Genomic DNA, 25166 nt, shown 5'->3' with positions numbered 1-25166 from the left:
GCTGAGCAGGGGCGTGGCCGGCGGTGTCACCAGCGCCCTCCCGCCGTATGGGCCTCGCCCTGCAGCAGCACCAGGGCGCCGTTCATCACGAGCGCCAGCGACACCAGCACGATGCCCAGCGCGATGCCCTGTGCGAACTCGCCCTTGCTGGTCTCCAGCGCGATGGCGGTGGTGATGGTGCGGGTCTGGCCTTCGATGTTCCCGCCCACCATCAGCGCGCAGCCTACTTCCGAGATCACCCGGCCGAAGCCGCTGATGACCGCCGCCATCACACCGTAGCGCGCTTCGTGCAGGACGGTGCGCATCACGCGCCAGCGCGAGGCGCCCAGCGAGAGCGCCGTTTCCGCGTAACGGGGATCGGCCGCCTGCACCGCTGCCAGGGTGAAGGCCAGCAGCACCGGCAGGCCGATCACCATCTGGCCGAGGATCACGCCTTCCTGGGTGAACAGCCATTCCAGCCCGCCCATCGGCCCGCGCCGCGACAGCAGCAGGTACAGCAGCAGGCCGATCAGCACGGTCGGCAGCGACAATGCCGCCTGGGCCAGCCAGATGGCCAGGCGCCGCCCCGGGAAGCGGTGCATGGCGATGGCGTAGCCGAGGAAGATGGCCGGCGGCGCCGCCAGCAGCAGTCCGAGGATGCTGGTCTTGAGCGACACCCAGACGATGCGCCACAACGCCTCGTCGCCGCTGAACAGCAGCGCGAAGGCGTGCGTCGTTGCATCCAGCAGGGACATCAGGCCGGCCGTGCAGTATGGAAGGGCGCGTTCAAGGGTTCCAGCAGATCCGGCTCGAACAGCAGGCGCTCGTGCCCGGCCAGCAGCAGGAAATGCTTGCCAGAGCAGCGCGCCAGCAGCGACATGCCGACTTTCTCCGCCACCATGTGCCCCATCTGGGTGGTGCCGGAACGCGACAGCAGGAAGGGAATGCCCATCTGCGCGCCTTTGATGACCATCTCGGACGTCAGGCGGCCGGTGGTATAGAACACCTTGTCGCTGCCCTCCAGGCCGTCGAGCCACATCAACCCGGCGATGGCGTCCACCGCGTTGTGGCGGCCGACGTCCTCGACGAAATACAACAGCTCGCCCTCGTGCGAGAACAGCGCGCAGCCATGCACCGAGCCAGCCAGCTTGTAGATCGACTGCTGGGTGCGGATGGTCTCGACGATGCGGTACACGACCGACTGCGGCAGGCGCGCGTCGGCGGGCAGGGTGATCTGGTCGACCTCGTCCATCAGCCCGCCGAACACCGAGCCCTGCCCGCAGCCGGTGGTGACCACCTTCTTCGCGGTGCGCTCCTCGACGTCGGCAATGCCGCTGCGGGTGACGACAGCCACCGCATCGACCGACCAGTCGACCTGGATCGAGACGATATCGTCGATCGCGCGCACCAGGCGCTGGTTGCGCAGGTAGCCGAGCGTCAGCGCCTCGGGCGCGCCGCCCAGCGTCATCAGGGTAACGATCTCGCGCTTGTCCACGTAGACGGTAAGCGGACGCTCGGCGGGGATCGCGATGCTCGCGCGGCGGCCGCGCTCGTCCACGGCCGTGACTTCGTGCGTCAGGCCGGCGTGCGCCTCGGACAGCAAGGGACGGTAACGGGCTAGATCAGGGCAGTTCATGTTGCCAATTGTGCCATGCCTTCCAGGATTTGGCCGCCACCGTAGCTGCCGGGCGCCGCCACCTCCCCACCCGGCGTGACGTTGACGGCGCAATACTTGAACTCCGGAATCTTCGCGAAGGGGTCGAGCGCCGCATTGGTCAGGCGGTTGATCGCCGCCTCGTAGCAGCAGAAAGGCGCGAACACCGCCCCCACCGGCGAGCTGTCGTCGGCCCGGGCGTAGAGCACGACCTCGCCGCGGCGCGAGGCGAGCGTGATGGCCTCGCCCGGTTTCACGCCCAGCCGCTGCAGGTCGAGCGGGTGCAGCAGCGCCACCGGATCGGGCTCGATCGCGTCCAGCACCGCGGTGCGCCGCGTCATGCTGCCGGTATGCCAGTGCTCGAGCTGGCGGCCGGTGATCAGGACCATCGGATAGTCGGCATCGGGCCGCTCGGCGGCCGGGATGATGTCGGCCGGGACGAAGCGCGCCCTGCCCCCTTCTCGTGGGAAGCGCTCGGTGAACACCACCGGCTGCCCGGCGTCGCCCTCGTGCAGGCACGGGTAGACGGCGGCGCCGTCGCGCTCCAGGCGTTCCCAGGTAATGCCGCCGATGCTCGCCATCAGGCGGCGCATCTCGTCGAACACTTCCGACACGTGGCCGTAGCGCCAGGGAAGGCCGAGGCGGTTCGCCATCTGCTGGATGATCCACAGGTCCTGCTTCGCCTCGCCCGGCGGATCGATCGCCTGGCGGCCCATCTGCACCAGGCGGTCGGTATTGGTGAAGGTGCCGGTCTTTTCCGGGAAGCTTGACGCCGGCAGGATCACGTCGGCCAGGTAGGCCGTCTCGGTCAGGAAGATGTCCTGCACCACCAGGTGCTCGAGCCGGGCCAGCGCGGCGCGCGCATGGTTGGCGTCCGGATCCGACATGGCCGGGTTCTCGCCCATGATGTACATGCCGCGAATCTGTCCGGCGTCGATCGCGTCCATGATCTCGACCACCGTCAGGCCCGGCTCCGGATCGAGGGTGGCGCCCCAGGCCGCCTCGAAACGGGCGCGCGCCTCCGGGTTGTCGACGCGCTGGTAGTCGGGCAGCATCATCGGGATCAGGCCGGCGTCGGAGGCGCCCTGCACGTTGTTCTGGCCGCGCAGCGGATGCAGGCCGGTGCCGGGACGGCCGATCTGGCCGGTCATCAGGGACAGGGCGATCAGGCAGCGCGCATTGTCGGTGCCGTGCACGTGCTGCGAGATGCCCATGCCCCACAGGATCATCGATGCCCTGGAAGTTGCATACAGGCGCGCCACCGCGCGGATGGTGTCGGCATCGATGCCGCAAATCGGCGCCATCGCTTCCGGGCTGTAGCCGGAGACGTTCTTTTCCAGCTCCGCGTAGCCGACCGTGCGGCTGGCGATGAAGCCTGCGTCGACCAGGCCTTCGCTGACGATCACGTGCATCATGGCGTTGAGCAGGGCGACGTCGGTGTCCGGCTTGAACTGCAGGTAGTGGTGCGCGTGGCGCGCCAGCTCGGAGCGGCGCGGGTCCATCACGACCAGCCTGGCCCCGTCCTTGACCGCGTTCTTGATCCAGGTCGCGGCGACCGGATGGTTGACGGTCGGGTTGGCGCCGATGACGACGATCACCTCGGCGCGCGTGACGTCCATGACCGGGTTCGACACCGCGCCCGACCCGATCCCTTCCAGCAGGGCCGTCACCGAGGAGGCATGGCACAGCCGGGTGCAGTGGTCGACGTTGTTGGTCCCGAAACCGGTGCGCACCAGCTTCTGGAACAGGTAGGCTTCCTCGTTGCTGCCCTTGGCCGAGCCGAAGCCGGCCAGGGCCGCCCCGCCGTGGGCGTCGCGGATCTGCGCCAGCGTGCCGCCGGCCAGCGCCAGCGCCTCGTCCCAGCTCGCTTCGCGGAAGACCTCGAGCACGCGCCCCGGGTCCATGCTGAAATCGCCGCTCTTGGGCATGCCCGCGCGGCGGATCAGGGGCCTGGTCAGGCGCTGCGGATGGTGCGCGTAGTCGAAGCCGTAGCGCCCCTTGACGCACAGGCGCCCGTGGTTGGCCGGGCCGTCGCGTCCCTCGACGAACAGGATGGTGTTGTCCTTGACGTGATACGTGAGCTGGCAGCCGACGCCGCAATAGGGACAGACCGAATCGACCTGCCTGTCGGGGATCTGCAGCGCCGCCCCGCGCGCCGGCATCAGGGCGCCGGTCGGGCAGGCCTGCACGCATTCGCCGCAGGCCACGCAGGTGGAAGCCCCCATCGGGTCGTCCTGGTCGAACACGATCTTCGTCTCCTGCCCGCGGAAGGCCAGGCCGATCACGTCGTTGACCTGCACGTCGCGGCAGGCACGTACGCAGCGCGTGCACTGGATGCAGGCGTCGAGGTTGACGGTGATCGCGGCGTGGCTGGCGTCGCGCCGCGGCTGGGCGCGGGTCGGCGCGAAACGGGGCTTGCCCAGGCCGAGCTTTCCTGCCCAGAGCCCGAGCTCGTTCACGCGGGTGTAGGCGGCTGCGGGCATGTCGGCCATCAGCAGCTCGAGCACCATCTTTTGTGCGGCGACCGCGCGCGCGCCGTCGGTCCTGACCTTCATGCCGGGCACGGGATAGCGGCAGCACGACGGCGCCAGCACGCGCTCGCCCTCGATCTCGACCATGCACGAGCGGCAGTTGCCGGCGGGCGCCATGCCCTCCTTGTAGCACAGGCGCGGGATCTCGATGCCTTCGCGCGCGGCGACCTCGATCAGGGTTTCATGCGGCAGCGCCTCGACGGCACGCCCGTTGATCTCGAATGAAACGCTTGGCGTCATGGCGTTCACGCTCCCTCCAGCTCGTGCGGAAAGTACTTGATGACGCAGTCGACCGGATTCGGCGCGGCCTGCCCGAGGCCGCAGATCGAGGCGTCGCGCATCACCTGCGACAGCTCGCCCAGCAGCCCGGTGTTCCATTGCGGCCGGCGGATCAGGTCGAGCGCCTTGGCGGTGCCGTTGCGGCAGGGCGTGCACTGACCGCAGGACTCGTCCTTGAAGAAGGCCAGCGCGTTGCGCGCGGCGGCGACGGCGCTGTCGTGGTTCGACAGCACGACGATCGCGGCCGAACCGATGAAGCAGCCGTAGGGCTGCAGCGTGTCGAAGTCGAGCGGGACGTCGCCCAGGCTCGCCGGCAGGATGCCGCCCGAGGCGCCGCCCGGCAGGTAGCCATAGAAGGCGTGCCCCTCCTGCATGCCGCCGCAGTATTCGGCGATCAGCTCGCGGACGGTGATGCCGGCCGGGGCCAGCTTCACGCCGGGTTCGCGCACCCGGCCCGAGACCGAGAACGAGCGCAGGCCGCGCCGGCCATGGCGCCCGTGGCCGGCAAACCAGCCGGCGCCGCGCTCGAGGATCTCGCGCACCCAGTGCAGCGATTCGAAGTTGTGCTCCAGCGTCGGGCGCCCGAACAGGCCGACCTGGGCCACATAAGGCGGGCGCAGGCGGGGCATGCCGCGCCTGCCTTCGATCGACTCGATCATCGCGGATTCCTCGCCGCAGACATAGGCGCCGGCGCCACGCCGGAGGTGGATCGGCGGCATGCCCGGCGCCGGCGGGTCGCGCCGCAGCGCCTCCAGCTCGGCCTCCAGCATGGCGCGGCAGCCGTGGTATTCGTCGCGCAGGTAGATGTAGATGGCGTCGATGCCGACCGCCCAGGCGGCGACCAGGGCGCCTTCCAGGAAGCGGTGCGGGTCGCGCTCGAGGTAGACGCGGTCCTTGAAGGTGCCCGGCTCGCCTTCGTCGATGTTGACCGCCATCAGGCGCGGGCCGGCCTCGGCGCGCACGATGCGCCACTTGCGGCCGAGCGGGAATCCGGCGCCGCCCAGGCCGCGCAGGCCGGCGTCTTCCAGCGTGCGGATGACCGCTTCTGCCTGGTGGCGCCCGGCAAGGCAGTCGCGCAGCAGCGCGTAGCCGCCCGCGGCGCGGTAGGCGGCGTAATCGACATGTTCAGGGACCGGCTCGCGCGTATCGCCGGCGGCGACCCGGCCCAGCACCTGTTCGGCGCTCGCCTGCGGAACCGCGCGCTGGCCGGCCACCGCCACCGGCGCCTGCTCGCAGCGGCCGACGCACGGTGCTTCGAGCACCCGTACCTCGCGTCCCAGCAGCGCCGGCAGCTTCGCCAGCAATGCTTGCGCGCCGGCCATCTCGCACGACAGGCCGGCGCAGACGCGCACGGTCAACGCGGCAGGCGGGGCCTCGCCCTCCTTCACCACGTCGAAGTGGTGGTAGAAGCTGGCCACCTCGTAGACCTCGGCCTGGGCCAGGCGCATCTCCTGGGCGAGCGCGGCCAGGTGGCCGGCCGGCAGGCAGCCGAAGCGATCCTGGATCGTGTGCAGGTGCTCGATCAGCAGGTCGCGCCGGCGCGGCGCGGCGCCCAGCAGTGCCTGGACCTCCGCGAGCGCCTGCGGGTCGATGCGGCGGCCCTTCGGGGCTTCGCGCTTGCGCTGGCGGCTAGGGCCGTCGCCGTCGCCGATACGGGCGATCGGAATGATGGGGTGGTTCATGGCAGGTCCCGTTCGAATCTTGTGCAATGTGTCGGAAAGCGCATCCAGGCCACAGCTTACGCCGGACGGCCCATTATTTGAATAGCACCGCCGCCTTCTGCAGCGTGATCCACATGCCCAGCAGGAGCGGAATGCCTACCGCCGCCCAGGCGAAGGCGGTCGCGGCCGGGCAGGTGGCGAGCGCCCCTCCCCTGCCACCCCTGGCGTGCGCGCCGGCGGCGGCCGCGCTGTCCCGCTCCTGCGCCAGGTTCCGCTCGGCGGCCAGCTCGGCATCGGTCATGAAGTACTTGTCGGCCACCGGGCCGATCAGCGCATTCAGGACGATGCCCGCCATGACCAGCCCGGCCAGCAGGTACATGGTGAGGTCGTAGGCGTGCGCCCGCGGCACGCCGCCGGCGATCTGGTATTCGCGCAGGTAGTTGATCAGGATCGGTCCGAGCACGCCGGCCGCGGACCAGGCCGTCAGCAGGCGGCCATGGATCGCGCCCACCATCTGGGTGCCGAACAGGTCGGCCAGGTAGGCGGGCACGGTCGCGAAGGCGCCGCCATACATCGACAGGATGATGCAGACGACGCCTGCGAACAGGGCCAGCCGGCCGCCGTGCGCCAGCGAGGGCACCGAGGCGTACAGGACGAAGCCGAGGCCCAGGAAAATGAAATAGGTGGCCTTGCGGCCGATATAGTCGGAGAGCGACGCCCAGGCGAAGCGCCCGATGATGTTGAACAGGGAAAGCAGCCCGGTGAAGCCGGCAGCGACGGCCGCGACCTGCCCCTTCTGCGCCGCGTCGAGCGCGTTGAAGCCGGCATCGATACCGATCAGGCGTCCGCCGAACACTTCCTGCAGCAAGGGCGAGGCCATGCCCAGGATGCCGATGCCCGCCGAGACGTTCAGGAACAGCACGCCCCAGACCAGCCAGAACTGGGGAATTCCCCAGACCCGGCCGGCATGCACGTGGCGCTGGGTCATCATCGTGCGTGCCGCACCGGACGGCGGGGTCCAGCCCGCCGGCTTCCAGCCGGCCGGCGGCACGCGGTAGGTCATGGCGCCGGCCAGCATGAAGACGGCATAGATCGCGGCCAGCGCCAGGAAGCTTTCCCAGACGCCCACCGAGGACGGGGTGGCGAAGTGCCGCATCAGCCTGTCGGCCAGCGGCGCACCGATCATGGCGCCGCCGCCGAAGCCCATGATGGCCATGCCGGTCGCCATGCCGCGCCAGTCGGGGAACCATTTGATGAGCGTCGACACCGGCGAGATGTAGCCGAGGCCGAGGCCGATGCCGCCGATGACGCCGGAGCCGAGCCACATCAGCCAGATCTGGTGGGTATGGATGCCGAGGGCCGAGATCACCAGCCCCCCGCACCAGCACAGCGCCGACACCACGCCGGCCTTGCGCGGCCCCGCATGCTCGAGCCAGGCGCCGAACAGCCAGGCGGCCAGGCCAAGGAACACGAAGAACAGCGTGTACATCCAGCCCAGCATCGAAATCTTCCAGTCGCAGGTGGTGGCGAAGACCCGGGCCGCGAAGGACATCCCGGCCGGGCAGGCCACCGGTTCGGTGATGCCGACCGCCTTCGACAGCGGCAACCAGAACACCGAGAAGCCGTAGGCCATGCCGATGCACAGGTGGATCGCGAGCGCCGCCGGCGGCACCAGCCAGCGGTTGAAGCCGGGCGCCGCGATCGTGTGCTCCTTGTCGAGAAAACCGAGGATTGCCATGCCGCCTCCCTCACGTCGTCGCCTATCGCATCAGGATACGCCCTGTGCGGCGTCCCGCATCATCGATTTTTCATTATTTCCCGGGATTGGCATGGTGCTCCCGACCGGCCCCGGGCTTGCCGCGGCACCGGCGAGCCGGTATAAAGCATGCCCCATGATCGATCCCGCCACCCTGCCCCGCCGCATCTCCGACATCGTCCGCCTTGGGGCCGCGCGTGCGCCGGGGGCGCCTGCCCTCGCCGAGGCCGGCCGGACCTGGACCTATGCCGAGCTGGAGCGGGAAACCAGGCGCCATGCCGCCCTGCTGCGCGAGCTGGGCGTGCGTCCCGGCGACCGCGTCATGCTGGTGAGCGAGAACTGCGCGGCCCAGGTGGCCCTGCTGTTCGCCGTCGCCAGCCTGGACGCCTGGAGCGTGAACGTCAACGCGCGCCTGAGCGAGGGCGAGATGGCCGCCATCCGCACCCATTGCACGCCGCGCGTGGTCCTTTACACCACGGCGGCATCGAAGGATGCGCTGGCCCACGCCCGGCGCGCGGGCGCGGTCGTTCTCGGCGAACTGATGGCCGGGCCGCTCGACCCCGACACCCTGCCGGAGCCGGTGCGGCGGGACGGCGCCCAGGTCGCCGCGCTGGTCTACACCAGCGGCACCACCGGCCAGCCCAAGGGCGTCATGCTGAGCCATGCGAACCTGCTGTTCGTGGCCGCCACCTCGAGCACGCTGCGCGGCCTGCTGCCGTCCGACCGGGCGAGCGGCGTGCTGCCCATCTCGCATGTCTACGGCCTGGCCTCGGTCATGCTCGGCACCCTGTACGCGGGCGCCTGCCTGCAGCTGATGCCGCGATTCTCGGCCGAGGCGCTGCTGGCGCAGATCCGCGCGGGTATCCTGACCATCGTGCAAGGCGTGCCGGCCATGTACGCGCGCCTGCTGGCGTTTGCGGGAAGCGAACCGGTCGCGTCGTGCCTGCGCTTCTGCTACGCCGGCGGTTCGCCGCTCGACCCGGCGCTCAAGCGCGCGGTCGAGCGCATGTTCGGACTGCCCCTGCACAACGGCTACGGCCTGACCGAGAGCGGCCCGACCGTGTCCCAGACCCGGCTGGACGCGCCGCGCGGCGACACTTCGGTGGGCCAAGCGATTCCGGGCGTCGAGGTGCGCATCGTCGAGCCGACGGGCGAGCTGTGGGTGCGCGGCCCGAACGTGATGGCGGGCTACTACCGCGACCCGGTACAGACGGCCGCCGCGCTGCGCCCCGGCGGCTGGCTGGCCACCGGCGACGTCGCGACGCTGGGCGCGGACGGCGCGCTGTTCATTGCCGGGCGCCTGAAGGAACTGATCATCCGCTCGGGCTTCAAGATCTATCCGCTGGAGGTGGAGTCGGCGCTCAACAGCCATCCCGCGGTGCTGCAGTCGGCGGTCGTCGGGCGGCCGGCGGCGGACGGTGAGGAAGAGGTGGCGGCCTTCGTGGAGATATCCGCGGAGGTCGATCCTGCGGCGCTACAGGAATGGCTGCGGACGCGGCTGGCGCCCTACAAGCGGCCCTCGCGCATCGTGTTCATGGACGCCCTGCCGGCCGCGCCGAGCGGGAAGATATTGAAGAGCCGGCTCGCGTAGCGAGAAAGCTCAGCGGCGCCGCTTCTTCCAGTTGTATTCCGGCCCCGTCACGTCGACGCCCGGATGGCCGACCAGGTCCGGATGCTCCGAGCACATGGTGATGAAGCGCACGCCCTCCCCTTCGCGCTGGCGCTTGCGCAGCGTCTCCATGTACTGCATCGCCGCCACCATTTCCGTGGTCTCGAACAGCTTCTCGTGCGGCGTGCAGCGTTCGCCCTCGACCATCGTCCAGTACACCATGTACATCATGCCCTCCCGTTTCAGCGCATTGTCGCCCGAACCCGCGCTGCCCGGCGCACCGGTCCGCGCCGGCTCGGCAATAAAGATTTCTTGTTAGAAGAAGTTAGGCATAGAAACAAGGAAAATGCTTACAAAAAGTAGGAATTGTCCGAAATGGTCCTTTTATGTGGGCCAGTTCACACAACCTGTCGCAGTGGACAATTAGGCTGGAGCCTGTTTTCACAAACAGCGGGTCAGAACATGAACACAAACATGCATTCCCAGCCGGAGCAGGTCCCGGAGCTTGAACTCTGGGGCGGACTCGAATGCACCGTCAACCGCGTGCGCGACAATTACTTCAGCCAGATGGAGCGCAACGGCCACGCCGAGCGCCTGCAGGACATCGACCGTTTTGCCTCGCTCGGCATCAAGGCGATCCGCTACCCGGTGCTGTGGGAACGCACGGCGCCGGACGGCATCGAGTCGGCCGACTGGTCATGGTCGGACGAACGCCTGCCAGTCCTGCAGCAGCTGGGCGTGACCCCGATTGTCGGCCTGCTGCACCATGGCAGCGGCCCGCGCGACACCAGCCTGGTCGATCCCGCCTTCCCCGACAAGCTGGCCGAGTATGCCGGCGCGGTGGCGCGGCGCTATCCCTGGGCCGAGTACTACACCCCGGTCAACGAACCGCTGACCACGGCGCGCTTCTCGGGCCTGGCGGGTGTCTGGTACCCGCATGGCAGCGACGAGGCGACCTTCGTACGCGCCCTGCTCAACGAGTGCCGCGCCACGGTGCTGGCCATGCGCGCCATCCGCGCCGTGAACCCGGACGCCAAGCTGGTCGCGACCGACGACCTGTCGAAGACCTACGGCACTCCCGAGATGCAGGAAGTGGTCGGCTTCTTCAACGAGCGCCGCTGGCTGGGCTGGGACCTGCTGTGCGGGAAGGTGGACCAGGAGCATGCATTGTGGTCCTACCTGCTCGACGCGCAGGCCAGCGAGCAGGAGCTGCTCTGGCTGCGCGACAATCCCTGCCCGCCCGACATCATCGGTGTCAACTACTATGCGACCAGCGAGCGCTGGCTCGACCACCGGCCGGAGCGCTATCCGCCCGACCGCCGCCACGTCTACCGCGGCATCCCCCACGCGGACATCGAGACGCCGCGCGCGCTGGCCACGCCGACGCCCGGCATCGGCCCGCTGCTCATGGAAACCTGGGAGCGCTACGGCCTGCCGATCGCGATCACAGAGGCCCATATCGACGCCAACCGCGAAGACCAGATGCGCTGGCTGCTGGAAATCTGGAACGCGGCGCGCAGCGCGCGCCAGCAGGGTGCCGATGTGCGCGCGGTGACGGTCTGGGCCCTGCTCGGTTCCTACGACTGGAACTGCCTGGTCACCGAATGCCGCGGCTACTACGAGCCAGGCCCGTTCGACGTGCGCGGCGGCGAACCGCGCCCGACCGCGGTCGCGACCCTGATGCGCGAGCTGTCCACCGGCCGCCCGCTCTCCAACCCGGTGCTGCAGGGCGAAGGCTGGTGGCGCCGGCCCGGCCGCTTCCTGTGCAAGCCGGTGGCGACCAGCACCGCGGTGGCGGACATCGCGATCCGCAGCCAGTACAAGTCGAGCGTGGTGCAGCCGATCCTGATCACTGGCGCAACCGGCACCCTGGGTTCGGCCTTCGCCCGCATCTGCAAGAGCCGCAACCTGGCCTTCCACGTGCTGACCCGCCAGGAAATGGACATCACCGACCCGGCGTCGGTGGAAGCGGCGATCGCACGTTACAAGCCCTGGGCGGTCATCAACGCCGGCGGCTACGTGCGGGTGGACGACGCCGAGGCCGACCATGAGCGCTGCATGCGCGAGAACACCCTGGGCCCGACGGTGCTGGCGCTGGCCTGCATCCGCCACCAGCTGCGCTTCATGACCTTCTCCACCGACCTGGTGTTCGACGGCACCAAGGGCACGCCCTACGTCGAGTCGGACCCGGTCAACCCGCTTGGCGTGTATGGCCGCAGCAAGGCGGAGGCCGAGCGGCGCGTGCTCGACGCCGATCCGCAGGCCGTGGTTATCCGCACCAGCGCCTTCTTCGGCCCCTGGGACCGGCACAACTTCGTGACCCAGGCCCTGAACGCGCTGGAAGCCGGGCTGCCGTTCCAGGCGGCGGACGACATGGTGGTCTCGCCCACCTACGTGCCCGACCTGGTCAACGTCTCGCTCGACCTCCTGATCGACCGCGAGAAAGGCGTCTGGCACCTGACCAATGCCGAAGCCCTGAGCTGGGCCGAGCTGGCGCGGCGCGCCTGCGCGGCGGCGGGGGTGGATGCGGCGAAGCTCGAGGTGGTCGCGGCCGAACGCTGCGATCTGGTGGCGCGCCGGCCGGAATACAGCGCGCTGTCGAGCGAACGGGCGCTGATGCTGCCGTCGCTGGACGATGCGCTGCGGCGCTATATGGAAGCGGTGCAGGACCGCGCGCATGGGCGCGATGCGCAGCTGCCGGGCGAAGCGGCACACTACGCCAGCTGATCCGGGACGCTTGCGCGTTCGCAGGGTGGGCGGGTCTCCGCCCACGCGGTCAGCTCCCGCTTGAACCGACGTTCTGGCAACTCGCAGACGGGTTGAACGCGTGGGCAGGAAACCTGTCCACCCTACGCCTGCTCGTCGGCCGCCACGAACTGCAGGCGGTACAGGTTCGCATACATCCCGTTCGCATCGAGCAGCTCGGCATGGGTGCCCTGCTCGACGATGCGGCCGTGCTCCATCACCACGATGCTGTCGGCCCGCTCGATGGTCGACAGCCGGTGCGCGATCACGATCGTGGTGCGGCCCGCCATCAGGGTTTCCAGCGCCGCCTGCACCGCGCGTTCGGACTCGTTGTCCAGCGCCGAGGTGGCTTCGTCCAGCAGCAGGATCGGCGCATCCTTGTAGATCGCGCGCGCGATCGCCACGCGCTGGCGCTGGCCGCCCGACAGGCGCATGCCGTTCTCGCCGATGCGCGTCTCCACGCCCTGCTCCAGCTTGGCCACCACATCGGTCAGGTGCGCCGCCTTCACCGCCGCCGCCAGGCGCTCGCCATCGATCTTTTCCACGCCATACGCGATGTTGGAAGCCAGCGTGTCGTCGAACAGCACCACGTTCTGGCTCACCATCGCCAGCTGGGCGCGCAGGCTGGCCAGCCTGACGTCCTGGTAGGGAATGCCGTCGATCAGGAGGCGTCCTTCCTGCGGATCGTAGAAGCGCGTCACCAGGTTGACAAACGTGGACTTGCCGCCGCCCGAGACGCCCACCAGGGCCACGGTCTGCCCCGGCAGCACGTCCAGCGTCACGCCGGTCAGCGCCGGGTTGTGCGCTTCCGGATAGCGGAAGCTGACGTTCTCGAAGCGCAGGTGGCCCTGCACGCGTCCCAGCTCGCGGGTGCCGGGGTCGGCTTCCGGCGGCGAGTCGATCATGTTGAACACCGTCTCGGCGGCCGTCATCCCGCGCTGCATCGGGCCGTTGACCTCGGCCAGCGATTTCAGGGGCGTGAGCAGCATCAGCATGTAGGTGACGAACTGCACGAACTCGCCCTGGGTCAGGTCGGCCTGGATCGCCAGCACGATCACCAGCGACAGCGCCAGCGAGGTGGCGATCTGGGTCACCGGGGTGGTGGCCGCGAAGGCCACCGTCATGCGCTGCGAGAAGCCGCGCAGCGCTTCGCTGCGGGCGTGGAAGCGCGCGCGCTCGTAGCGCTCGCCCGAGAACACGCGGATCACCTGGTGCCCGCGGGTCGCTTCCTCCACCACCTGGGTCATCTCGGCCGTGACGCGCTGGTTCTCGCGGTTCAGGCGGCGCAGGCGGCCGGTGGTGGTGCGCACGATCACGGCGGTGAGGGGCACGACCACGATCGCCACCAGGGTCAGCTTCCAGTTCATGTACAGCAGCGCGGCCAGCAGGCCGACCACGACCAGGGTATCGCGCACGCAGGCCACGAACACCGACTGCAGCATGTCCACCACCTGGCGCACTTCGGCCACCACGGTGTTGATGATCTTGCCGGTCGATTCGGCATGGAAACGCGCCACCGGCAGCTGCAGCACACGCTCGAACACCATCGCGCGCAGGTCGTTCAGCACGCGGCTGGTGACCCAGTTGTTCAGGTAGGCGGTGGAAAAGGTGCCGATCCCGCGCAGCACGAAGATCGAGACCAGCACGCCCGGAATCCACCACAGGCTGAACGGCACCTTTTCCTTGAAGCCGAGGTCGATCAAGAGCTTGAGCGCCCAGCCCAGCAGCGGCTGGGTGGCGGCGGTGAGCGCCATCGACAGCAGGGCCAGCCAGGAACGCGTCTGGTAGGGTTTGACGACCGCCAGCAGGCGTTTGACGATGATTTTATTGTCCACTCTGTGTTTCCATATTGGGGTCGGCCTGCGCGCTCAGGCAGAAGCCCATCAGCAGGGCCACCATGAGCACGTAGAACATGCTGCCTTTCAGCGACCAGAAGATCACCTCGGTCAGGCCGAAGCCGAAATAGGCCAGCACCACCAGCATGCCGGCCATGGCGGGCGCGAACTGCGGCATGCTGCGCCGCGCACTGCGTCCGATCGAGCGCGCGAAGAACAGGAAGGGCGCCAGCAGGATGCCGGCATAGGCGAGCAGGCCGAACACGCCGCCGGTGGCCTGGGCCTGCAGCACGTCGTTGTGCAGGTGCTCGAACGGCAGCACCACGTCCTGGATCACGCCCTGCTGCGCCAGCTCCTTCAGCTCGGCGCGTACGCTCAGCGGATCGAGCCCGAACAGCGGGTGTTGCGCGATGATGTAGCGCGCGCCCGTCCACAGTTCGAGCCGGATCCCGATGTTCGACAGGGCGCTGCCGCCATCGAGCCAGGTGCGCACGTCGTGCATGCCCTGCCCGACCCGTTCCTGCACCCCGAAGGCGGGGATGAAGAAGGTGGAAGCGAACAGGGTGAAGCTGCCGATCAGGAGCAGGCGCACCGGCCGACTGTGCAGCAGTCGCGCATAGGTGAGGAACAGGATCGCGGCCAGCACCAGCGCGATCCAGCCGCCCCGGGTGCCGCTCAGGAGCGTGGCGCCAAGCCCCGCCAGCGCGCCCAGCGCCGGCCAGAGCGCCTTGCGGGCGCTATGGCGGTAGTCGATGGCGGCGGCCATCGCCACCAGCGCCAGGGCCAGCGCGATGTCGCCGAAGGTAATCGGATTCAGGAAGCCGCCCGGGCGATAGATGTCGAGCACGATGCGCTGCCAGGCGATGAAGGGCAGCGCCGCCAGTGCGCCGCCGATCACGCCCCACCACAGCACGGCGCGCGGTGGGCGCGCCAGCACCACAAGCATGGCCGCGCTCAGCCCGAGGAACATGCGCGAGGGCTTGTCGAGATAGTCCCAGCGGGTCTCCGGACGCACCAGCACGCACAGCAGCGCGAACGCGAAATAAAAGCCGAAGGCCGCCACTACCCAGCGGATCTCGCGCCAGTGCGGCGCCATCGCCGCCCAGGCCTTGCGCGGCACGCACAGCAGGGCCAGCACGAACGCGATGCTGGAAAAGCCGATGCCGGAGGGAGTGATGAGGCTAAGGAAAGGGAACAGGAAAACCAGGAAGCCGATCCCACGCTGCATCGGCATCCCGATTTTCGTCTGATTATTGTTCATTCATGTTCTTGTGGGATATTCTTGCAGACCCTGACGCCTTCCCCATGAGCAGAGCCCATGCAGCAAACGATGCATCCCGGTCCGACCATCTCTGTCGTGATCACCACATACAACCGCCCGGACGCGCTGGCAGCGGTCGTGGAAGCCTGTTTCATGCAGGATGACAAGAATTTTGAAATCATTATCGCTGATGACGGCTCGACTGCCAACACGCGGGAAACCATCGACCGCCTGCGCGAACGGGCGCCGATGCCGCTCAAGCACGTGTGGCAGCCGGACCAGGGCTTCCGCGCCGCGATGGCGCGCAACCGCGGCACCCTGGCCGCAGCCGGCAACTATATCATCTTCCTCGACGGCGACTGCGTGCCGCAGCGCGACTTCATCGCCCGCCACCGCGCGCTGGCGCAGCCGGGCTGCCTGGTCTCGGGCAGCCGCATCCTGCTGAGCCAGGCGTTGACCGAGCGCGCCCTGCGCGAGCATATCGACCTGGCCGGCCTGGGCCTGCCCGAACGCCTGCGCTACCGCCTGCGCGGCGACATGAACAAGGTGCTGCAGACGGTGCTGCGCTGGCCCGACCTCGGCCGCATGCGGCGCAGCTTCAGCTGGCGCCGTATCAAGAGCTGCAACCTGGCCGTATGGCGCAGCGACCTCGAACGGGTCAATGGCTTCGACGAGAGTTTCGTGGGTTGGGGCCACGAGGATTCCGACCTGGTGCTGCGCCTGTTCCATGCCGGCGTGGCGCGCAAGGACGGCGCCCTGGCCACCGAGGTGCTGCACCTGTGGCACCGGGAAGCGCAGCGCGACGAGGAATCGAGCAACCGCAAGGTGGTGCTGGAGCGGGCGGCAAACAAGACCATCCAGGCCGTGCGCGGGCTGCGCGAGCATCGGGGCGAGGCGCCCTTCCCGGCGCCAACGTCCTGATGTTCCGGCAGGCCGTCAGGTGCGCATGGTATCGAGCTTGGCCGCCGGGGTGGCGAGCGCGCTGCGGCGCATGCGCATTTCGACGATCGTGATCGCGTACGCCATGACGACGACCGCCGCCGATGCGGTCACGGGATGTGCCGGAAATGCAAACCAGACCGCGACCAGGCCGGCCGTGCGCAGGATCGCATGGCGATAGCCGAGTGGATGGCCGATGATCCAGGAATAGACCATCCAGTGCAGCCCGAGCGCGATGCCCAGGCTGAGCGGGACGAACTCGGGCGCCCGCATCAGCAAAGGGATGTGTACGGCCCACAATAGGTTGACCATCAGCACGCAGACGCCCATCAGCTTGGCTAGCGGATTGGCATTTTCCAGCAACTGTTCACTACGCAGCTTGGCAATTGCCATCGCCAGCGGAAAGATCGCGCCGGTCGCGAACACCAACGCCAGGACGGCGGCCTTCGGTGGCAGGATGATCCCCAGGCCCCCGACGATGCACCAGACCAGAAGGCCGGCAATCGGCAAGGACAGCGAGCCCTTGGACCGCTCGTCGAAATCCGCGCGAAGTTGAGTCAGTGTTTGCATGGCGAGGGTCCCCTTCCTATTGTTGTACAGACATGAAAATGTAGCATGACATATGCTCGGGTGGAAAGCATGCCGGATGATGCGTCCTGCATGTTCGAGACATGCATAGATTGATCTTGCGGAATTGGCATGCCATGATCGTTCGATGTTCCCATTCCCGGAAAGGAAATCGACATGCGCCGAATGTATGCATTTTTCCTTGCAGCAGTATTTTCCGGCGCCGCTGGCGCGCAGGCTTACCAGCCCGATTTCGCTCCCGCCACCATGAAAGGCCCGGCCAGGGGACCTGCGAACGAAGTGATGGTGCTCGGGTCGCCCCACCTGTCCTATTTCCCGAAGACCTTCGACCCGGCCACCCTGCGCGGCCTCGAGGACCGACTGGCCGCGTGGAAGCCGCACGCGATCAGCATCGAGGCGTTGCCGGGCGCGCAGTGTGACCACCTGCGCCGCTATCCGGGCCGCTACAAGGACACGATCGCAAGCTACTGCTGGGATCCGGCGCCGGCCCGCCGCGCGACCGGCCTGGACGTACCGGGCGCGACTGCGCAGGCCGAACAGTTGCTGGCATCCTGGCCCGCCAACCCGTCAAGCAGCCAGCGCCGCCGCCTGGCAGCCCTGTTTCTCGCGGGCGGCGAGCGCGCCTCGGCGCTCGTCCAATGGCTGCGCCTGCCGGAGGCCGAGCGGCGCGCGGGCGACGGCCTCGACGACACGCTGGTGACGCTGCTCGATCAACTGAAGGCCCGGCGCGACGAAAGCTATCTGATCGCCGCCCGCCTGGCCGCGCGCCTCGGGCACGAACAGGTGTTCGCGATGGACGACCACACGGCCGACCGCATGGTCGCGGATGAGAAAGCCTGGGGCGCGGCCATCATGAAGGCCTGGGACAATCCGGCGGTGGCGCAGCGCCGCAAGACCGACGAAGCACTGCAGGCAAATCTGGCCACGCCGGACGACCTGCTGGCGCTGTACCGCGCCTATAACAGGCCGGAAGAAATGCGCCTCGCGTTCGCCGGAGACTTCGGCGCGGCGCTCGAAGAGCCGTCGGCGCAGCGTTTCGGGCGCCAATATGTCGGCTACTGGGAGACGCGCAACCTGCGCATGGCGGCGAATATCCGCGACGCGCTGACGCCGCGGCCCGGGAGCAGGATGCTGGTGGTCGTGGGGGCGTCGCACAAGGGCTACCTGGAGGCCTATCTGCACCAGATGCATGATGTGCGCGTGGTGGACGCGCGGGGCGTGTTGCGCTGAGGACGGCGGCGCCCGGGCGAAAACATTCGACGAGGCCTGGCAAGACTGGCAAACTGCTGACTATTCCCACTGTCGACCCGTCCGGTCTTTCCGTCCATGCCATCGATCGTCCAAGCAGCAAGCCTTGCAGCCCTTCTTTGCATCAGCCAGAGCGCATCCGCAGAACCGGTACGCTACATCAACGGCCACTGGTTCGACGGCAGCGCATTCACCAGCAGGCCGGAGGTGGTCGTCAGCGACGGCAGGATCGGTGGCAAGGCCGCCGGCGCCAGGACCGTCGACCTGCGCGGCGGCTACGTGCTCGCCGGCCTGGCCGAGGCGCACAACCACAATCTCCAGAATTGCTACCTGGCGCCGCAAATGGCGCAAGCGTATCTAGCGCGTGGAGTCCTGTATTCGGCGCAGCTGTTTGCGACCGACCCCGCGCTCACACAGTGCGAGGCGCTGTTCAAGGGCAGCAAGGCGCCAGCCACCGCCTTCGCGCGCGTCGGCGTCACCAGCAGCACCGGGCATCCGATCGGCATCGCGCGCACCGGCGCCAAGGAGGCCGGGATGACACTCAGCTTCGCGGAGCTCACCGCCGGCATGCTGGTGGCCGACACGGTGGCCGACCTGCAGCGCGACTGGCCCCGCTTCAAGGCTACCGCGACCGATTTCGTGAAAGTCGTCCTGATCGATGCGGTCAACAGCGCCGCCAACTTCAAGCGGGCCGAACTCGACGGCTACAACGGTGTCACGCCCGAGGTCCTCGCGGCGCTGATGCCGCTGGCGCGCCGGGACGGGCTGCGGGTGGTCGCCCACGTCGACACCGCCGAGGATTTCCGGCTGGCGGTGGAGGCAGGAGTCGACACGATTGCTCATCTCCCCGGCTACCGCATCGACAAGAACAAGACGGCTGGCGACTATCGCCTCACCGACGAGATGGCGCGCGCCGCGGCGGCGCAAGGCACCTGGGTCATCCCGACCATGGCGGCCTCCAGCTATTACGTCGCCGCCAAGCCGGCCAATGCCGCCGCGATCGGCGCGCTGTACGCGCACAACCTCGACCTGCTGCGCAAGAATAAGGTACGGCTCTTGAGTGGATCGGACCGTTTCGAAGGCAGCGTACTGGACGAAATCAATGCCCTCTCAAGCAGCGGCCGGTTCCGTCCCGCCGAACTGCTTGCCATGGCATCCATGCAGACGCCGCGCTGGATGTACCCGCAGCGTCGGGTGGGCTGCCTGGAAGCGGGCTGCGAAGCCAGTTTCAACGTGTATGCCGGCAATCCGGTCAACGACCTCAAGCACCTGGCGGCGCCGACACTGGTGGTGAAGGACGGCGCCGTCGTCGCCCGCGACGGTAAGGCGGTCCGGCAGGATTAGTACTCGACCGCCACGTCCTTCGCCCCCAGCGTCAGCTCCAGCTGCTGCTTGAGCGTATCCGACGGCGCCACGCGCCAGTCGTCGCCCAGCTGCAGCGTGGCTTCCACGCCCTGTGGCCTGATGCGCAGGCTGACCGGCAGGCCATCCTGCTGGCGGTAGGGCTGCAGCACCTCGGCCAGCTTGGCCGGATTGAGGTCGCAGGACACATCCATCTCCAGCTTGAAGCCGTACTGGATGCGCGCTTGCGCGATGTCATAGGCCTTCTCGGCCGTGATGCGCAGGCCGCCGTTGAAGCGGTCTTCCGACACCTTGCCGACCACCAGCAGGAATTCGTCTTCCTTGAAGATGTTCTTGTTCTGCTCCAGCAGCTCGCTGTAGACCGTCACCTCGACCACGCCGGTCTTGTCGTCCAGCGCCACGATCAGGATCTTGCCGCGCTGGGTCATCTGGGTGCGCACGCCGGTGATCACGCCGCACAGCATGCGCGGGTCGCGCGAGGGTTCCAGGTCCTTCAGCTTGGTCTTGGCGAAGCGCCGCACCTCTTGCGCGTACGAGTCGAACATGTGGCCCGACAGGTAGTAGCCGAGCGCGATCTTCTCTTCGGCCAGCTTCTGGCGGTCGGTCCAGGGCGTCGCCTTGACGTATTCCGGCGGGGCCACCAGGTCGGAGTCAATACCGCCGAACAGGCTGACCTGGTTGGCGGCGGCCGCCGCCTGGCCGGCCGCTTCCATGGCGAAGCCGACCGAAGCCAGCAGCACAGAACGATCAACCCCGAATGAGTCCATCGCGCCCGCTCGAATGAGCGATTCGATGGTGCGGCGGTTGATCTGCTTGCGGTCCACCCGCATGCAGAAGTCGAACAGGTCCTTGAACTTGCCGCCGTCAAGGCGCGCCGCGATGATCGCCTCGATCGCGCCCTGCCCCGCGCCCTTCACGCCGCCCAGGCCGTAGCGGATGTTCGAGACCTGCTTGCCGGTCACGGAACGCGGCTGACCTTCCGGCGTGAAGCGGAAGTGGGATTCGTTGACGTCCGGCGGCAGGATCTGGAGCTTGCACACATCCTTCGCGTCCTCGACCAGGATCTTGATCTTCTCGGTGTCTTCCATCGCCAGCGACATGTTGGCTGCCATGAACGCGGCGGTGTGGTGCACCTTGAGGTAGGCCGTGTGGTACGAGAGCAGCGCATAGGCGGCCGCGTGCGACTTGTTGAAGCCGTAGCCCGCGAACTTCTCCATCAGGTCGAAGATCTCGTCGGCCTTTTCCTGGCTCAGGCCATCCTTGGCGGCGCCGGCGCGGAAGATCGCGCGGTGCTCGGCCATCTCTTCGGCCTTCTTCTTGCCCATCGCGCGGCGCAGCATGTCCGCGCCGCCCAGCGAGTAGCCGCCGACAATCTGCGCCATCTGCATCACCTGCTCCTGGTAGACCATGATGCCGTAGGTCTCGGACAGGATCGATTCGGTGCGCGGATCGGGATAGTCGAACTTCTCGCCGTGCTTGCGCTTGCAGAAGTCGGGGATCAGGTCCATCGGGCCCGGACGGTACAGGGCGACGAGCGCGATGATGTCCTCGAAGCGGTCGGGACGCGCGTCCTTCAGCATGCCCTGCATGCCGCGCGATTCCAGCTGGAAGATCGCGACGGTCTTCGCTTCGGACAGCAGCTTGTAGGACGGCCGGTCGTTCAGCGGCAGGGTTTCGAGATTGAACCCGGCGTCCTGCGGGTCGAGCGCGCGGATGTAGTTCACCGCCCGGTCGAGGATGGTGAGCGTGGTCAGGCCCAGGAAGTCGAACTTCACCAGACCCACGGCCTCCACGTCGTCCTTGTCGTACTGCGAGACCACGCCGGCGTCGCCGCCCTGGGTGTACAGCGGGCAGAAGTCGGTGAGTTTACCCGGCGCGATCAGCACGCCCCCGGCGTGCATGCCGATGCCGCGCGTGATGCCCTCGACCTGCTGGGCCAGCTCTAACAGCTGCTTGACCTCTTCCTCGTTCTCCAGGCGCTCCTTGAGCAGCGGTTCCTCCTCGATGGCCTCGGCGATCGAGACGGGTTTGCCCGGCTTGAACGGAATCAGCTTGGAGATGCCGTCGCAGAAGTTGTAGCCGAAGTCGAGCACGCGGCCGACGTCGCGGATCGCGCCTTTCGCTGCCATGGTGCCGAAGGTGGCGATCTGCGATACTGCATCACGTCCGTACAAATCCTTGACGTGCTGGATCACCAGCTCGCGCTTTTCCTGGCAGAAGTCGATGTCGAAGTCGGGCATCGAGACGCGTTCCGGGTTCAGGAAGCGCTCGAACAGCAGGTTGTACTTCAGCGGATCGAGGTCCGTGATCTTCAGCGCATACGCCACCAGCGAGCCCGCACCGGAACCGCGGCCCGGGCCGATCGGCACGCCGTTGTTCTTGCCCCACTGGATGAACTCCGCCACGATCAGGAAGTAGCCCGGGAACTTCATCTTGATGATGGTCTGGTTCTCGAATTCCAGGCGTGCCTCGTAGCGCGGGCGTTCCTTTTCGCGCTGCTCCTCGTTCGGATACAGCTGCACCAGGCGCTCTTCCAGGCCTTTCTTCGTCTCGAGCACCAGGAAGTCGTCGATGCTCATGCCGTCGGGAGTCGGGAAGTCCGGCAGCTGTGGCTTACCCAGCGTCAGGGTGACGTTGCAGCGCTTGGCGATTTCCACCGAGTTGGCGAGCGCGCCCGGCAGGTCGGCGAAGAGGATCGCCATCTCTTCCTGGGTCTTGAAGCACATGTTCTCGTTGAAGCGGCGCACGCGCTTGGCGTTGGCCAGCATCTCGCCCTCGGCGATGCAGACGCGCGCTTCGTGGGCGATAAACTCGTCCTTGTCCAGGAACTGGACCGGATGCGTGGCCACCACCGGCAGCTTCAGGCGCGCAGCCAGCGCCACCGCATGGCGCACGCCCTGCTCCTGGTTGGGCTGGCCGGCGCGCTGGATCTCGATGTAGAAGTGGCCGGGGAAGATGCGCGCCCAGCGCTCGGCCGCGCGTTCGGCGCGCTCGATGTCGCCCTGGTCGATGGCCTGGCCGACGTCGCCAAACGCCGCGCCCGACAGCACGATCAGGGCATTCGCCTGGTCGGCCTCCGGTTCCAGCGTCGAGGTGGACGTGGCCAGCGCTTCCAGCCATTCGACGCGGATCTCGGCGCGGCCCTTGTATTGATTGGTGAGCCAGGCTTTCGACAGCAGGTCGCACAGCTGCAGGTAGCCGGTGCGGTTCTTGGCCAGGATCAGCAGGCGCGCAGGCTTGTCGCGGTTGTCGTCGTTGGTGATCCAGGCATCGACCCCGACGATCGGCTTGATCCCCTTGCCGCGCGCCGCCTTGTAGAAGCGCACCAGGCAGAACATGTTGGCCAGGTCGGTCACGGCCAGCGCCGGCTGGCGGTCCTTGGCGGCGGCCCCCACGATGTCGTCGATGCGCACGAGGCCATCGACGATCGAGTATTCGGAGTGGACGCGAAGGTGGGTGAAAGTCGGGGAAGTCATCCCCGCATTTTACCCCGGACGGAGAAATCCGATGTTGTCAAAAGGCACGCAGCACCGGCCGCGCTCAGCGCCTGGACAGTACCTTGCGGAACGGGCGGAACAGGTATTCACGCACGCTCCGCGCTTCGTCGTGCTCGTCCAGTCCGGTGTCCGGCCACTCGTTCTTCTTCGGAAAATAGGCGGTGCGGAACAGCGTATCCCAGACCGAGGAGAAGGAACCGAAGTTGCGGTTCCAGTGCGGCTGCTCGACGGAATGGTGGATGCGGTGGAAGCGGTTGTCGGCCACGATGTAGCGCAACGGCCCCAGCGACAGCTTGGTGTGCGAGTGGATGTACTGGCCCTGAGCGCCGATCAGGAGCCAGGCGATCAGGGGCACGAAGCCCGGGTCGACCCGGATCAGGAGACTCATCGGGATGATGATGAAGGGAATGCGGAAGATTTCTTCCGTCCAGTGGTGGTTGCTGTTCCAGGCGCTCATCTCGCGGATCGCGTGGTGTTCGGCATGGAAGGCCCACAGGAAGGCCCAGGTGTGCTGGGCGCGGTGGAACCAGTAGTAGAAGAAGTCGCTGGCGAGGACGGCCAGGATGGGCGTGACGATCCAGCCCAGCACGGTCACGAACTTGTTGTCGGATGCAAAATACTCGCCCAGGCTGATCACCACCAGCGGTTGCACGCCCAGCATGTTCCAGAGGGCGTTGAAGGCGGTGAGGAAGGCGACCGTGATCACGATGTACACGGACCACAGCAGCGCGCCGCGCAGCCGCGATTTCATCGAATACTTGTTCCAGCCGAAAACGAGCTCGAGCACGAGCAAGACCATGGATGCGGTAAGGATGCGCCATCCATAGTCGAGCATGCCCTTGCCGGCCAGTGTCAGATACTCCATCGCGTGCGTCGATTGTTCAATAAATGGCGGACATCATAGCCGAAAGCGGGCTTGTAGGGTGGGTCTTCCCGTCCACGCGGTCAGCCAGTATATGCCTTGTGGCGATTCATCCCTTGTTGAACGCGTGGGCAAGAAACTTGCCCACCCTACGCCACCGCGGCCGGTACGGCCAGGCGCCCCGCACCATAACTGCGGCGCATGCGCAGGAAGGGTTCCTCGACGATGTGGTAGCTCAGCGTGGCCAGCGCCCAGGTGGCGCCATAGGCCACGGCCAGCATGATCAGGCCGTCGATCCAGGGCGTGCCGGTCGGCGCGACCAGGCCAACCCGGGTGGCGAAGATGTGGAGCAGGCCCATGTGCAGCAGGTAGAACGAGAAACTGACCTTGCCGCCCTGGCTCAGCGCCCGCTCGAGCACGCCAGGCAGGCGCGGCGCAAAGGCGACCCAGGCTAGGATCAGGGCGGCCCAGCCGGCGCTTTCCAGCAGCGACCACCAGATCCAGAACGCCGACCTGGGGGTGGCGCCGAACGGCGCGACGCGATGCATCAGCGCCGTGTCCCACAGTACCAGGGCCACGCTGGCCAGCAGCAGCAGCGGCGCCAGGCGCGCCAGCTGGACGCGCCAGCGCTGGTGCAGCACGGCCGCGGCCATGCCGATCAGGAACTGGTCGAAGCGGCCGACCCAGGTACTGAAATACATCAGGGTGCTGTTGTCGTTGACGGTATAGGCGGCCAGCTTGAAGAAGGCCATCAGCACCAGCCAGCCGCCCAGGTAGGCGATGCTGCGCTCGAGCGTGAAGCGGGCCAGGAAGGGAAAGACCAGGTAGAACAGGAATTCCAGCGAGATGGTCCAGGCAGCGCCGGTCACCACCGTGCCCGAGGTCGGCGCCAGGCCGAGATTGGAGGCGAACAGGTACAGCAGGTCGGCGGGCGCGAACTTGTCGCGGCCGATCGAGGTCGCCACCAGGAACACGACCAGGTACAGGGGCACGATGCGCAGCACCCGGTTGCGCAGGAAGTCGCGGTAGACGATCTCGCGTCCGGCCGCGTGCTGGTGCAGCGCGATCTGCATGAACAGGAAGCCGGACAAGGTGAAGAACAGCCCTACCCCGGTATGGCCTTCGGTGATGAGGGCGCTCCAGGGTCCGTCCAGCCGGATGCCGCCATTGCCGGCGTATTCGAGGTGGAAATGGAACAGGAAGACCAGGGTGGCGGCCAGCCAGCGCAGCTGGTCGAGGCGGGGATTGTAGTGGATGTTCAGCGAATGCATGGCAGGTCGGCCTGTTGTTATGTGGTATGGCCTGTTGTTCTCGTTCATCCATTCTACTGCGAAACAAGGCCCTTTCCTCTCTTCCTGGG

Annotated in this window: 17 protein-coding genes; 5 read left to right on the top strand and 12 right to left on the bottom strand. The window is 67.6% G+C overall.

What is annotated here, in order from left to right:
* Positions 1-26: 26 nt before the first annotated feature.
* The 5 genes from LCI23_RS17430 to LCI23_RS17410 all read right to left on the bottom strand — a co-directional run bounded on the left by LCI23_RS17430 (position 27) and on the right by LCI23_RS17410 (position 7842).
* Entirely contained in the window at positions 27-734 is a 708-nt protein-coding gene (locus tag LCI23_RS17430) for an ABC transporter permease (protein WP_224947722.1), read from the bottom strand.
* Positions 734-1615, bottom strand: coding sequence for a formate dehydrogenase accessory sulfurtransferase FdhD (locus LCI23_RS17425; RefSeq protein WP_224947721.1), 882 nt, complete (start codon positions 1613-1615; stop codon positions 734-736). The genes LCI23_RS17430 and LCI23_RS17425 overlap by 1 nt, the downstream gene beginning before the upstream one ends.
* Positions 1612-4404: a formate dehydrogenase subunit alpha gene (fdhF, locus tag LCI23_RS17420; protein WP_224947741.1), complete on the bottom strand. Its 2793-nt coding sequence runs from the start codon at positions 4402-4404 to the stop codon at positions 1612-1614. Before fdhF ends, LCI23_RS17425 begins: the two co-directional genes overlap by 4 nt.
* 5 nt (positions 4405-4409) lie before the next feature.
* Positions 4410-6125, bottom strand: a complete 1716-nt coding sequence (locus LCI23_RS17415; protein WP_224947720.1) for an NAD(P)H-dependent oxidoreductase subunit E — start codon at positions 6123-6125, stop codon at positions 4410-4412.
* A 73-nt stretch (positions 6126-6198) separates the two neighbouring features.
* A complete protein-coding gene (locus tag LCI23_RS17410) occupies positions 6199-7842 on the bottom strand; it encodes an OFA family MFS transporter (protein ID WP_224947719.1) in 1644 nt (547 codons plus the stop codon).
* A gap of 154 nt (positions 7843-7996) precedes the next feature.
* On the opposite strand from LCI23_RS17410, the gene LCI23_RS17405 reads away from it, so the two are divergent.
* Positions 7997-9451: a class I adenylate-forming enzyme family protein gene (locus LCI23_RS17405; protein ID WP_224947718.1), complete on the top strand. Its 1455-nt coding sequence runs from the start codon at positions 7997-7999 to the stop codon at positions 9449-9451.
* Positions 9452-9460: 9 nt separating this feature from the next.
* On the opposite strand, the gene LCI23_RS17400 is transcribed toward LCI23_RS17405, so the two are convergent.
* Positions 9461-9700, bottom strand: coding sequence for a hypothetical protein (locus tag LCI23_RS17400; protein ID WP_224947717.1), 240 nt, complete (start codon positions 9698-9700; stop codon positions 9461-9463).
* A 243-nt stretch (positions 9701-9943) separates the two neighbouring features.
* Here LCI23_RS17400 and LCI23_RS17395 point away from each other — a divergent pair, with 243 nt between their 5' ends.
* Positions 9944-12196, top strand: coding sequence for a family 1 glycosylhydrolase (locus tag LCI23_RS17395; RefSeq protein ID WP_224947716.1), 2253 nt, complete (start codon positions 9944-9946; stop codon positions 12194-12196).
* 122 nt (positions 12197-12318) lie between these two features.
* Here LCI23_RS17395 and msbA read toward each other — a convergent pair whose 3' ends face one another.
* Positions 12319-14049: a lipid A export permease/ATP-binding protein MsbA gene (msbA, locus tag LCI23_RS17390; protein WP_224947715.1), complete on the bottom strand. Its 1731-nt coding sequence runs from the start codon at positions 14047-14049 to the stop codon at positions 12319-12321.
* On the bottom strand, positions 14039-15283 hold the full coding sequence (locus LCI23_RS17385; protein WP_224947714.1) for an O-antigen ligase: 1245 nt from the start codon (positions 15281-15283) through the stop codon (positions 14039-14041). Before LCI23_RS17385 ends, msbA begins: the two co-directional genes overlap by 11 nt.
* Positions 15284-15367: 84 nt before the next feature.
* Between LCI23_RS17385 and LCI23_RS17380 the strand changes: the two genes are divergently transcribed.
* Positions 15368-16231, top strand: a complete 864-nt coding sequence (locus tag LCI23_RS17380) for a glycosyltransferase family 2 protein (RefSeq protein WP_224947713.1) — start codon at positions 15368-15370, stop codon at positions 16229-16231.
* Positions 16232-16246: 15 nt separating this feature from the next.
* Here LCI23_RS17380 and LCI23_RS17375 read toward each other — a convergent pair whose 3' ends face one another.
* A complete protein-coding gene (locus LCI23_RS17375) occupies positions 16247-16819 on the bottom strand; it encodes a hypothetical protein (protein ID WP_224947712.1) in 573 nt (190 codons plus the stop codon).
* 174 nt (positions 16820-16993) lie between these two features.
* On the opposite strand from LCI23_RS17375, the gene LCI23_RS17370 reads away from it, so the two are divergent.
* On the top strand, positions 16994-18067 hold the full coding sequence (locus LCI23_RS17370) for a DUF5694 domain-containing protein (RefSeq protein ID WP_224947711.1): 1074 nt from the start codon (positions 16994-16996) through the stop codon (positions 18065-18067).
* A 96-nt stretch (positions 18068-18163) separates the two neighbouring features.
* On the top strand, positions 18164-19429 hold the full coding sequence (locus LCI23_RS17365) for an amidohydrolase family protein (RefSeq protein ID WP_224947710.1): 1266 nt from the start codon (positions 18164-18166) through the stop codon (positions 19427-19429).
* Here LCI23_RS17365 and dnaE read toward each other — a convergent pair.
* The 3 genes from dnaE to LCI23_RS17350 form a co-directional block, all read right to left on the bottom strand.
* Complete coding sequence (gene dnaE, locus LCI23_RS17360; protein ID WP_224947709.1) at positions 19426-22923, bottom strand: DNA polymerase III subunit alpha; 3498 nt, start codon at positions 22921-22923, stop codon at positions 19426-19428. The genes LCI23_RS17365 and dnaE overlap by 4 nt on opposite strands.
* 64 nt (positions 22924-22987) lie before the next feature.
* Positions 22988-23809 carry a sterol desaturase family protein gene (locus LCI23_RS17355; RefSeq protein WP_224947708.1) on the bottom strand — a complete coding sequence of 274 codons (822 nt, stop codon included), beginning with the start codon at positions 23807-23809 and terminating at the stop codon, positions 22988-22990.
* Between the two features lie 146 nt (positions 23810-23955).
* Positions 23956-25077: an acyltransferase gene (locus tag LCI23_RS17350; protein WP_224947707.1), complete on the bottom strand. Its 1122-nt coding sequence runs from the start codon at positions 25075-25077 to the stop codon at positions 23956-23958.
* Between the last annotated feature and the right edge of the window lie 89 nt (positions 25078-25166).

The organism is Massilia sp. MS-15, from assembly GCF_020176695.1.
GTDB classification, from domain to species: Bacteria; Pseudomonadota; Gammaproteobacteria; order Burkholderiales; family Burkholderiaceae_D; genus Telluria; species Telluria hydrophila.
This window is presented reverse-complemented; position numbering and strand designations above follow the sequence as displayed.